The organism is Ktedonobacter racemifer DSM 44963, assembly GCF_000178855.1.
Classification (GTDB): Bacteria; Chloroflexota; Ktedonobacteria; order Ktedonobacterales; family Ktedonobacteraceae; genus Ktedonobacter; species Ktedonobacter racemifer.
Map to the genome: position 1 here is coordinate 1,014,801 of NZ_ADVG01000004.1, position 10,890 is coordinate 1,025,690.

The window sequence follows — 10,890 nt, forward strand, 5'->3', positions numbered from 1 at the left end:
TGCTATCTATACTGAAATATAAGAGCAATACAGGTAACAATTGGAAAGGGTAATTTTCGATGAGTAAAGCGTTGCCGGAGCGGCCACAGGTTCAGGAGTTTTTCGCGCAGCAGGAGAACATACATGAGGTTAAGAAGACGACCTGCTGTATCGTGGGGGCGGGGCCAGCTGGAGCCTTTCTCGCCCTGCTACTCGCGCGTCAAGGGGTGCCTACCATACTACTTGAGGCGCATAAAGACTTTGCGCGCGAGTTTCGTGGCGATACCATTCATCCATCTATTCTGGAAGAGATGCAAAAGCTCGGCCTCGCCGAGCGCCTGCTCCAACTCCCCCATACCAGGGCCTATAACGTCCAGTTCCATATGGGAGAGAGGCAGCTTACCTTTGACGATTTCCGTCGCCTGAAATCACCCTACCCCTATATTATGAAGCTCTCTCAGGTCAGGTTTCTCAATTTCCTGGTGGAAGAGGCCAGGCAATATCCTCACTTCCAGCTCGTGATGGGGGCGCGTGTCGAGCGCCTGCTGGAAGAGGAGGGAAACATCCGTGGCGTACGCTATCGCACGCCCGAGGGTGAGGTGGAGGTACAGGCCGCGCTGACCATCGGCGCGGATGGACGCTTCTCCTGGACGCGGCGTCTCGCACATATGGCGCCCATTACGCTATCGCCGCCACTGGACTTTCTCTGGTTCCATCTCCCACGCCATGAGAGCGATCCACACTCTGAAGCAGTCGAACTGCATTTCGCGCCCGGCATGTTTATCATCCTCCTGGATCGCGGCGATAAATGGCAGGTTGGTTGCGCCATTAGCAAAGGGACCTATCAACAGGTGAGACAGGCAGGCATTGATGCGCTTCAGCGGGAGGTGGAGAGCTGCGTTCCCTGGTTCGCTGATCGCGTTGAGCACCTGGATAGTTGGAAGCAGGTCTCGCTGCTCTCGATTGAATCCAGCCGCCTGGAGCGCTGGCATCGCCCGGGCCTCTTGCTCATCGGGGACGCGGCCCACGTCATGTCGCCCATCGGCTCCGTCGGCATCAACCTGGCCATTCAGGACGCGATTGCCGCCGCCAATCTGCTCACCAGGCCCTTGCTAGACCAAACACTCAGCGAGAGCGATCTGGCCGCCGTACAGCGCCGACGCGAGCTACGTACACGCATCGCCCAGGGCTGGGTTGGTCTGATCCAGCAACAGATCGTCAAATCTCTCAATGCACGCACGCCTTTCCAACTACCGCCAATCGCCCGCCTGCTGCTACGCGCCCCCGTGATTGGTACGATTCCCACCCGTATCACAGCCCTCGGCGGCTGGCAAGAGCACATCCAACCGCGCTTGCTGCGACCTGCGCCAAAATTGTAGGGTCCATGCTGGCATGGACTCGCCCGACACGCAGGCCGACACCCGGCGCGTGGGAAGATCACTGCGCTCGGAGGCCGAGCAAGCTCTGCCCCTACACAGCCTGTGTACGCAAGTAGCGTACACAGGCATTAGCGAACATGGACGAAAGTCATGAAACTTTATCTCTTTCTTTCCAGTAATTTGTTAGTGCAAGCTACTCATAACTAGTTATGAGGCAATTAAATATTTATTTTCTACCGTACTCTATACTTAACTCAACAGGGCATAAGAAGCGCGTGACGCGAGATCAGATCAAATCGGATCTAGTATGCTCTTAGTTCTTAGTCCTTAAATACTAGTAGACGGTATGCATTCAAGAAAGGATTACTACAATGAAACACCTTCGTTCTCAGGATGTCCCAACCGATATCGTTCGCGAGCCAGGTGCCAAGCAGGCCACCATTAAGCGCCTCATTGACACTACCGATGGCGCGGACCGCTTCGTCCTTAGCCTCTTCGAGGTCATGCCCAATGGCTCGACCCCTCCTCACTACCATGAGTGGGAGCATGAAATTTTCATCCTCGAGGGTTCGATGACGCTTCAGTTGCCGCAGGAGAAGCGCGACGTGAAGCTCAACGCTGGCGATGTTATCTTCATCCCTCGCAACGAGCCTCATGGCTTCATTACCGGTAGTGATGAGACCTGCCGCTTCCTGGTTGTCGCTCCCACGGAGCGCCCGCCCATCCGCAACTACTTCCTGACCGAGGAGCCATACCAGTATGAGGAGACCGCTGGTCATCGTCGCTAGTTCCTGGCCTTAACAGTCAAGCTATATATAACTAACCAGGCCTCCTCCTCTCCTCTTCTCTAAGGGGGAGGCCTCCCAGACCCATACAATTATTCATCCATTAGATCTTATTCGAAAACCAACGCCGCTCTCGCGGCTAGCGCTTCGCGCTCAGGTTTTCCGAAAGGCAACACTTTTATCCGTACCAGAAGCGTCTATGGCTACCCACTGGCTATGCCTTCACATTGTTTGCATTGTTTGAAAGCTACATTATGCCGCAGATTATTGACTTAAGCTTGCCTATTGAGCCCCATCCACGCGATCCAAACTTTGAAGGGATACGCACGACCGATCACACCACGGGCGGTGACCAGATCTGGCGCGCGCTCTTCTTCCCCAAGAAGGCGTCCCTGCGCAAGAGGCTCAATGGCTTCCGGCGCTACCTGCGCCTGCGCCATAAGGCGAATCGCCACAGCTTTCCTGATGGCAAGTTTCTCAGCAACGAGGTCTACACGGTCTCGGTGCATTGTGGAGCGCACTTTGACGCACCCTATCACTTCGGTCCCGAATGTGAAGGGAAGCCGGCCCGCCGTATTCACGAGGTCCCGCTTGAATACTGCTTTGGGCATGGCGTTGTGCTGGATCTCTCGCACAAGGACCCCAGATCCGCCATTACGGTCGCCGATCTGCAAGAAGCCCTAGTGCGCGCCAACTATGAACTACAACCCAAGGATATTGTTCTCATACGCACGGATTCCGATAAATTGTGGCCTCGACCAGAGTATTTCTCGGCTCACCCGGGAATGACGCTGGAGGCAACTCGCTGGCTTGTGGAGAAAGGCATCAAAGTCATTGGCATCGATACCAACGGCTTCGATCTCCCCTTCATGGAGATGGTTCAGTCCTATCTCGCGACCGAGGATTCGGAGAAGCTCTGGCCCACACACATGTATGGGCGAGAGCGCGAATACTTCCACATGGAGCGGCTAGCGAATCTGCACCTCCTGCCGAAATCTCATGGCTTCCAGGTTGCCTGCTTTCCCATCGCGCTTCGCGATGCTGGCGCCTCCTGGGTTCGTGCTGTAGCGATTGTGTAAAAGAGGAATTATGGTACTGCAAATTCCCAATCAAGAGTTGCTCGCGCCCTACCTACAGGTACCGATTGCCGCGCCACTCTTAGACATCAACTTCGGCTTTGCTCGAGCCAGGGTCCTTGATACAGCAATTGAGCTCAAGCTCTTTACGCACATCGCGGGAGGAGCACACACCTGCTCCGCGCTGGCAACGGTCGCAGGCTGCAACGTCCAGGCGCTACAGATCTTGCTCGATGCCCTGGTGGGACTCGAGCTTCTCCAGCGGAAGCGCGAGGCCTACAGCTTAAGCGCACTCGCGGCAGTCTACCTGGTAGAGGGGCAGCCGGGCTATATCGGCTCCCACCTGAGCGCGGTTATGGAGCAATGGGATACCTGGGGCAACCTCACCGAGGTCATGCGCACAGGCAAGAAGCAGTTGCGGCGAGACTGGGGTTCACCCGAGGGCCGTGAGCAAGACCCTGGCATGTTCACACACCTCTTCCCGCTGGTCTTTCCGGCGGCCTGGCAGGCCGCCTCACAGCTAGATACCGAGCTACAAGGGCGTGTGCTCGATGTCAGCGCGGGCAGCGGGGCCTGGAGCATTGCCACGGCGTTACGCCATCCACAGGTCGAGATCATCGCGCGCGACGAGCCAGGTCTCCTCCCGGACCTACATGAACAGGTCACCCGGTTTGGTCTGCAAGAGCGTATCCTTCTTCAACCCACACAGTTGGAGCTACGCTCGCTGCCTTCCGAGAGCTTTAGCCTGGTTATCGTTGGTCACGTATGCCGCTTTAAGGGAGCGCGCAAGAGCCAGGCCCTCTTACGCGAATGCTATCGCCTGCTCCAACCAGATGGGAAGCTACTCCTCGCCGATGTCATGCCCAATGATGAGCGAACCGGGCCAGCGGCGGCCTTGATGATTGGCCTGAGTCTCTTCCTTAATTCCCAGGAAGGCGGCGTGTTCACCACGACCCAGTTCCATACATGGTTACGAGCCACTGGTTTTGAACAGATAAAAGAACTGAGAATAGGGCCACTCCCCTTACTCTTAGCTTCGAGGTAAAAGAAATGCGCAAAGTTGTCTTGACAGGATTAGGTGTTGTTAGTCCGCTTGGTATCGGCAAAGAACAGTACTGGCAGGGATTATCTGCCGGTCGCAGCGCGACAAAACACCTCTCACAGGTAACCAGTTGTCAGTTGTTTGAGAAATTTGATTTCGCCTCGCAGGTTGTCTCCGAGGTCGATAACTTCGATCCCGCGCAGCTTGGGCTTCCCCGCGAGGTGCAGAACCTGGACCGCTTTATCCAGTTCGCGATCGCGGGAGCTATGCAAGCTGTCGCGGATGCCAAACTTGATGTGAAGTCCATCGACAGCGACCGGGCCGGCGTCGCCCTCTCAACCGCTATCTGTGGCACACGCCAGATGGAGTCAGAGTTTATCAAGGTCACCAACCTGGGACGCGAAGAGATCGATCCCAGCAAGGTCAGTCCCAACCTCTTCCTGGCCTCAATGTCGAACACACCGGGTATTCTGATATCCGCGCTTATGGGCCTGCAAGGTCCCTGCGTGACGCTCTCGACCGGCTGCATTGGCGGACTCGACGCCATTGGCTATGCCTTTGAGACCATTCAGAATGGCGACGCGGACATCATGCTCACGGGTGCCAGCGAGGCGCCGATTACGCCAGTAACCATCGCCTCCTTTGAGATCATTCACTGCCTCTCGCAGCGCCATAACGACCAGCCACAGCACGCCTCCCGCCCCTTCGATGGCAAGCGCGATGGCTTCGTGCTCGCCGAGGGCTGCGGCGTCCTGGTTCTGGAAGAGTTGGAGCACGCTAAACGTCGTGGAGCGCATATCTACGCCGAGATCACAGGCTTCGCCAACACCTCCAACGCCTTGCATATGACCGACCTACTCTCCGATGGAGATGACCTCGCCCGCGCCATCAACAGCGCGATTGAGCAGAGCGGCATCCAGCCAACAGAGATCGATTATGTCAACGCGCACGCCAGCTCGACGACGCAGAACGATAGCTGCGAGACGAGTGCGATCAAAATGGCCCTGGGCGATCACGCATACAAGATTCCGGTCAATGGCACCAAGTCCATGCAGGGACATGCTCTTTCAGCGGCCAGCGCCATGGAGATCGTCACCTGCGCCCTGAGCCTGGAGCACCACTATATTCATCCTACCATCAATTATGAAGAGCGCGATCCCCTCTGCGACCTTGACTACGTGCCCAACCAGGGACGCCCCTGGAATGGTGATGTCATCCTCACCAATGCCAGCGGCTTCGCCGGGTTACACGCATCAATGGTTCTGAGAGCAGCACCAGGAGAGAAGTAATGAAAAAGGTTGTCATCACAGGTATCGGGTGTATCACACCCGCGGGAATAGGCATGGACGAGCTATGGGAGCGCGCTCGTTCGGGAGAGGCCTGCACACAAACCATTGACCGCTTCGATCCCGCGCGTTACCAGTGTCAGGTCGCGGGCCAGGCCAATACCTTTGACGCGCAACAGGAGCTGCCAGCGCGCACCGTCAAACGCACGGACCGCTTTACGCACTTGGCCCTCGCCACGGTCAACCAGGCCCTGGCGGACGCTCGCCTGAGCGTGGATGCCGAGAACGGCGTCCGCCCGGAGCGCGTCGCTGTCATGGTCGGCAACGTCCTCGGCGGCTGGGAGTTCGCCGAGCGCGAACTGCGCGAGTTGTGGCGCGATGGCGCACGCGAGGTCAGCCCCTACCAGGCCACGGCCTGGTTCCCCGCGGCGCCCCAGGGCAATATCTGCATCAACCTGGGCATCAAAGGCCCGGCGCGTACCTTTGTCTCTGACCGCGCCAGCGGCGCCTACGCGCTGATTCATGGCGCAGACGTCATTCGCCGTGGCCAGGCCGACGTGGTTATCGCGGGCGGCACCGAGGCGCCGCTCTCACCATACGCCTGGCTCTGCTGCCAGACCGCGGGCTATCTCACGCGCCATGGTAACAAGCAACCAGACGCGGCCTATCGTCCCTTTGAGCGCAAACATACTGGAACCGTCCTTGGCGAAGGTAGCTCCTTCCTGATTCTGGAAGAGCTGGAGCATGCACAGCGCCGTGGGGCGACCATCCATGGCGAACTCAAGGGCTGGGCAGTAGGCAGCGATGGCTATATCCCGCTCTACACAGTGGAGCCGCATGGCTATATCCTGGCTAAGACCATCCAGAAGAGCCTGCGCCACGCGAACCTGGCGACCGAGCAAGTCGACGCCATCTTCGCTCATGGTTCCGGCATTCCAGTGGAGGATATGACCGAGGTCTACGCCTTCAAGGATACCTTTGGTACACGCAGCCAGGATGTTCCGGTTACGGCTCCCAAGTCCGCCATCGGTCATATGCTTGGCGCGGCAGCCCCGGCAGATGTAGCCCTGGCCCTACGCGCCATGGCAAAGAAGGAGCTTCCGCCCACTGCCAACCTGGATCAGCCAGCACCCGGCTTTGACCTGAACTTCGTGCGCGGCAACGCCCAGAAACTGGAATCTTTCCAGAACACCCTCGTCGTTTCACGCGGATTTGGAGGAGTGAACGCATGTATGGTAGTGAGCGCCTGGCCGACAACCGTGGCCTGAGTCAGATACCAAATATCCAATCGCCCATACAGTCGCTCGAGCTTCTGCCAACCATACAGGCTCTTGGCGTAGATCTGATGCATATACAACGCATGCAGGATATCTACGACCGCTGGGGCGAGCGCATACTGGTCAGGATCTTCACTGACCAGGAGCGCCGCTCCTGCCAGAATGCCAACGGTTATCGCTGGCGCTCGCTGGCAGGCCGCTTTGGCGCCAAAGAGGCCGTTAAAAAGATTCTGGCTAGTCAGGGGCAACTGGTAGGCCTGAATGAGATCGAGATCCTGAATGGGACATATGGCGAGCCATATATCAGGCTTCACGGGCGTGCGCAGGCCGCATTCGAGTGCCTGGGATACACCCACCTGATGCTCAGCATCTCGCACGACGCAGGCATGGCCATCGCCACTGTGATCGCTTCATAGTAAAAGGGAGGTGCAGGAGGGAGACCCTCCTGCCGGGGCGTGGGGTGTCCCCACACAATTCCCTTTTTACTTTGTAAACAAATTACTAACGAGAAAAAGGATAGAAACTATGAATATTCGTGCGGAACTTCTTCATGTCATGCAGGACCTGCACATTGATATTAGCAAGGTGACGCCCACAACCCGGCTGAAAGATGACCTGGATATGGACTCCACCGAAATCGTCGAGATGGCGGTCGCGCTTGAAAAGCGCCTCCCCCTGACGATTGACGACGCCGCCCTGGGCAAATTACAGACCTTTAGCGACGTTGAACAATTCCTGCAAGCCCTCATGGACAAACAGGTAGCCGTTTCCTAGTTTCAGTTAATAGTCATAAATATATTTTGGAGGATAACAACCATGCCACGTATTCAAAATAGCATCATCATTCGCAAAGACCCACAGACCGTCTTCGACATCACCAATGACATCGAGCGCTGGCCCATTCTCTTCAATGAGTACCACGGCGCGAAGATCCTTAATCGCGAGAGCGAAGGCCGCTATACCCGCCTGATCTTCCAGCTCACCAATGCCGAGGGCAACACCTGGCGCTCTCAGCGCCTGTTAGACCACCAGCAAATGGTCGCCACCGCTGAGCGCGAGGAGCCACTCTATCCCTTCGCGTACATGCACTTGAAGTGGACCTGCGAGGCCGCGCCAGAGGGTACAAAGATGACCTGGATCCAGGACTTCGAGCTCGATCCCAAATATCCCGATCCCCTGCCCGTCGTACTTGACCGCATGAACGCTCACACCATAGAGAACCAGCAGAATATCAAAGAGAAGATCGAGTCTGGACAGGCGGATAAGCTGGCAGCAGAGGCTGTAAGCTAACCACCGTATCTCTTATTAAACACTGTGCCGAGGGTGCGCTGACAGCGTGGTCATTGCTCTCCCTGAACAATTCCTGTTGGGCATTGACGGACTATGGCAGCCGTAAGCTGCCATAGTCCACCAACACTCAAGAAGATGACGCCGCAGGCGCGAGAAGTCAATAAAGTACCCATAGCATAATCGAATGTTTTCGCAGTAAGTGGTAAGTGGGAGGGAATGTCAAGCACCTCCGCCTAAATGTTGGAGGCTCGTGTCTAGTCTCCACCGCAACTCTGAAGTCCCTTTCGAGTCTCCAGCATTGGCTTCGCAGACCGACACATCAGAGGACCTTGGCAAGGACCCCGTCTTGCCCCAGACGTGCCAGAACAAGAGCGTTGATCGACCATGAGTGTTTTTCCCAGACATGGCTTTCTTGTCTGGAACCCACCCGGCCACTCAGTTGGGGAATTACTTTGAGCGTTAGCTGTATCTCTCCAGTAAACCGGAGTGTCTTTAGCTTACAAACAAAGATAGCAGAAAGGAAGAACTATGTCAATACAGGCAAATGGCGAAGAAAGCCCTACTCCTCTCATGCCGCCAAAAGGGGTGCCCATTCCTCCTCAGTCTCAAGACGTGGAGCATCCTGGGTCGAAAATCGTGAAAACATCTTAAGGAGTAAAACAATGTTTGATGCTACCTTAAAGCTAAATGAGCGGCTGCCTAATACCATTTACAGGAAAAGCGTGGCCGAGGTCGAGGTACAAAACCTGGCGAAGCGTTACGGCAAGCTGGAAGCGGTCAAGGGCGTCACTTTTGGCATCAACAGGGGGGAGATCTTCGGCCTCCTTGGACCCAATGGCGCGGGCAAAAGTACCGTCATCAATATGATGTGTAGCTACCTACGTCCCACCGCTGGCGATACCTACATTCGCAATCTCTCCGTCAAAAAGAAAGCCAGAGCCGTCAAATATCACATCGGTGTCGTACCACAGGAGCTTGCACTATATAGTGATTTAAGCGCCCTGGAGAACCTGACCTTTTTTGCCAAAATGTATGGCATTCCTGGCCAGCAACGTAAGAAGCGCGCCGAAGAGGTCCTCAACTTTGTGGGACTCTACGAGCGGCGCAAAGATGCACCGAAGCATTTCTCTGGTGGCATGCAGCGCCGACTCAATATAGCCATTGCCTTGATGCACAGTCCATCCTTCCTGCTCATGGACGAGCCAACCGTCGGAGTAGATCCGCAATCGCGCGAGCACATCTTTGCAACCATCGAGCGCCTGCGCGACCAGGGAACAACCATTCTCTACACAACGCACTATATGGAAGAGGCAGAGCGCCTCTGCCAGCGTATCGCGATCATGAACGAAGGGAGCATCATCGCTATAGGCACATTACCCCAGCTACTTGCCCGACTAGAACCAGAACGTACCATCCAACGACCACGAGGACTACAAGAACTTTTTATCCAACTTACAGGCAAAACGCTACGGGACTAGACTGAAAGAACAATCCTATGAGAACTCTCTGGCATATCGCGAAAAAAGATCTCTTGCAGGTCATTAAAGATAAACACTCGCTCATTCTGCTACTTCTCGTCCCGCTTTTGCTGATCAGCATTATGGGCAGTGCCTTCGGCAGCGCCTTCAGCAACAATGCATCGGTAGAGTTTATGGTTGCCGTCAACAACCAGGACAGTGGGCGCGTAGGGGATACTATTGTCAAAACCTTGCAAGGAACCAATAGCAGCTTCAAACTTAATGTGAAGGGATATAGCACTTCTCAGCAAGTCTTACAGCAGGTGAAGGACGAAAAAGCGGTCGCAGGCATCATAATCCCCATGGGGGCCTCGCAGAAGCTCCAGGATGCCGCCAGCAAAGGCCAGACGCCGAACAACGTCATTCAGTTCTACACCCGCCCTAACAGCAGAGATGAACGCAGTACCTTCACGCAACAGCTCGTCACTGGCGTCATCAATCGCCAGATCGACGCCCTCTACGCGGGGAGCGCCGCCGTTCAGCAGGTGCAAGCTGTCTGCCAGCAGCCAGCAAATACCTGTAATTATGCAACTATCAAACCTGAAGCCATCAGTAAAACGGTTGGGGAAGCCAGCCAGACAAGTAAAAATATAAGCCTGGTGCAGATGCTTACAACGGGGAGCGCACCCAGAAGCAACAACTTCGACCAGTTGCTGCCGGGCTTCGCGGTACTCTTCGCGCTGTTTGGTCTCAACTCGGCCGCGTCCACCATTCTCCAGGAGAAGGAGGAGGGAACATTTCGCCGTCTGCTGATTGCCCCGGTTCCCAGGTATGCCCTGCTTGGGGGCAAGCTTATCGCCCAGTTCCTGCTCACGCTCCTGCAATTGAGCATACTCTTTACAATTGGCTATTATGTGTTCAAGCTCAACATTGGCTCCTGGCAGGCCATCGCGCTCCTGCTGGTCAGCACCAGTTTCGCGACCACAGGTCTCGGCATGTTACTCGTCTCAATCGTCAAATCGAGGAGACAGCTCACACCCATTGTCACGCTGACTACGCTGGTAACATCCGCCATTGGCGGCTCCTGGTGGCCGCTCTGGTCGGAACCGCAATGGATGCAGCAGATAGCCAGAATTGGCATTACAGCCTGGGCCATTGATGGGCTAAACGGAGTCATGATCTTTGGAAAAGGCTTCTCCGACGTGCAGTTCAATATCCTTGGCCTGCTTGGGTATGGCCTGATCTGCTTTTTCCTGGCCTTGCGCCTCTTCCGTTTCCAGGAGCAAAGCGCGTAGACGAGCGTTGCAAGCAAACTCTTC

General features: G+C 55.8%; 11 protein-coding genes. All 11 read left to right on the top strand.

What is annotated here, in order from left to right:
• The first annotated feature begins 59 nt into the window (after window positions 1-59).
• The 11 genes from KRAC_RS46125 to KRAC_RS63905 all read left to right on the top strand — a co-directional run bounded on the left by KRAC_RS46125 (window position 60) and on the right by KRAC_RS63905 (window position 10,866).
• On the top strand, window positions 60-1,358 hold the full coding sequence (locus KRAC_RS46125) for an FAD-dependent oxidoreductase (RefSeq protein WP_007919158.1): 1,299 nt from the start codon (window positions 60-62) through the stop codon (window positions 1,356-1,358).
• A 371-nt stretch (window positions 1,359-1,729) separates the two neighbouring features.
• On the top strand, window positions 1,730-2,146 hold the full coding sequence (locus KRAC_RS46130) for a cupin domain-containing protein (RefSeq protein WP_007919161.1): 417 nt from the start codon (window positions 1,730-1,732) through the stop codon (window positions 2,144-2,146).
• A 251-nt stretch (window positions 2,147-2,397) separates the two neighbouring features.
• Complete coding sequence (locus KRAC_RS46135; RefSeq protein WP_007919162.1) at window positions 2,398-3,222, top strand: cyclase family protein; 825 nt, start codon at window positions 2,398-2,400, stop codon at window positions 3,220-3,222.
• 10 nt (window positions 3,223-3,232) lie between these two features.
• Window positions 3,233-4,264, top strand: coding sequence for a methyltransferase family protein (locus KRAC_RS46140; protein ID WP_007919163.1), 1,032 nt, complete (start codon window positions 3,233-3,235; stop codon window positions 4,262-4,264).
• Window positions 4,265-4,269: 5 nt separating this feature from the next.
• Window positions 4,270-5,550 (top strand): beta-ketoacyl-[acyl-carrier-protein] synthase family protein, encoded by a 1,281-nt coding sequence (locus KRAC_RS46145; RefSeq protein ID WP_007919164.1) that lies wholly within the window; start codon window positions 4,270-4,272, stop codon window positions 5,548-5,550.
• Window positions 5,550-6,815, top strand: coding sequence for a beta-ketoacyl-[acyl-carrier-protein] synthase family protein (locus KRAC_RS46150; protein WP_007919165.1), 1,266 nt, complete (start codon window positions 5,550-5,552; stop codon window positions 6,813-6,815). The genes KRAC_RS46145 and KRAC_RS46150 overlap by 1 nt, the downstream gene beginning before the upstream one ends.
• The gene (gene acpS / locus KRAC_RS46155; protein ID WP_007919166.1) at window positions 6,776-7,240 is read left to right on the top strand and encodes a holo-ACP synthase; all 465 of its coding nucleotides are present in this window, start codon (window positions 6,776-6,778) and stop codon (window positions 7,238-7,240) included. Before KRAC_RS46150 ends, acpS begins: the two co-directional genes overlap by 40 nt.
• 109 nt (window positions 7,241-7,349) lie before the next feature.
• Entirely contained in the window at window positions 7,350-7,598 is a 249-nt protein-coding gene (locus KRAC_RS46160; protein WP_007919167.1) for an acyl carrier protein, read from the top strand.
• Window positions 7,599-7,640: 42 nt separating this feature from the next.
• Entirely contained in the window at window positions 7,641-8,114 is a 474-nt protein-coding gene (locus tag KRAC_RS46165) for an SRPBCC family protein (protein WP_007919168.1), read from the top strand.
• 662 nt (window positions 8,115-8,776) lie between these two features.
• Window positions 8,777-9,592 carry an ABC transporter ATP-binding protein gene (locus tag KRAC_RS46170; RefSeq protein ID WP_007919169.1) on the top strand — a complete coding sequence of 272 codons (816 nt, stop codon included), beginning with the start codon at window positions 8,777-8,779 and terminating at the stop codon, window positions 9,590-9,592.
• 17 nt (window positions 9,593-9,609) lie between these two features.
• The gene (locus KRAC_RS63905; protein ID WP_007919170.1) at window positions 9,610-10,866 is read left to right on the top strand and encodes an ABC transporter permease; all 1,257 of its coding nucleotides are present in this window, start codon (window positions 9,610-9,612) and stop codon (window positions 10,864-10,866) included.
• Window positions 10,867-10,890 lie beyond the last annotated feature (24 nt).

Coding starts and splice junctions, on each gene's coding strand:
- KRAC_RS46125 (WP_007919158.1), top strand. CDS start 60: ATGAGTAAAGCGTTGCCGGAGCGGCCACAGGTTCAGGAGTTTTTCGCG.
- KRAC_RS46130 (WP_007919161.1), top strand. CDS start 1,730: ATGAAACACCTTCGTTCTCAGGATGTCCCAACCGATATCGTTCGCGAG.
- KRAC_RS46135 (WP_007919162.1), top strand. CDS start 2,398: ATGCCGCAGATTATTGACTTAAGCTTGCCTATTGAGCCCCATCCACGC.
- KRAC_RS46140 (WP_007919163.1), top strand. CDS start 3,233: ATGGTACTGCAAATTCCCAATCAAGAGTTGCTCGCGCCCTACCTACAG.
- KRAC_RS46145 (WP_007919164.1), top strand. CDS start 4,270: ATGCGCAAAGTTGTCTTGACAGGATTAGGTGTTGTTAGTCCGCTTGGT.
- KRAC_RS46150 (WP_007919165.1), top strand. CDS start 5,550: ATGAAAAAGGTTGTCATCACAGGTATCGGGTGTATCACACCCGCGGGA.
- acpS (WP_007919166.1), top strand. CDS start 6,776: ATGTATGGTAGTGAGCGCCTGGCCGACAACCGTGGCCTGAGTCAGATA.
- KRAC_RS46160 (WP_007919167.1), top strand. CDS start 7,350: ATGAATATTCGTGCGGAACTTCTTCATGTCATGCAGGACCTGCACATT.
- KRAC_RS46165 (WP_007919168.1), top strand. CDS start 7,641: ATGCCACGTATTCAAAATAGCATCATCATTCGCAAAGACCCACAGACC.
- KRAC_RS46170 (WP_007919169.1), top strand. CDS start 8,777: ATGTTTGATGCTACCTTAAAGCTAAATGAGCGGCTGCCTAATACCATT.
- KRAC_RS63905 (WP_007919170.1), top strand. CDS start 9,610: ATGAGAACTCTCTGGCATATCGCGAAAAAAGATCTCTTGCAGGTCATT.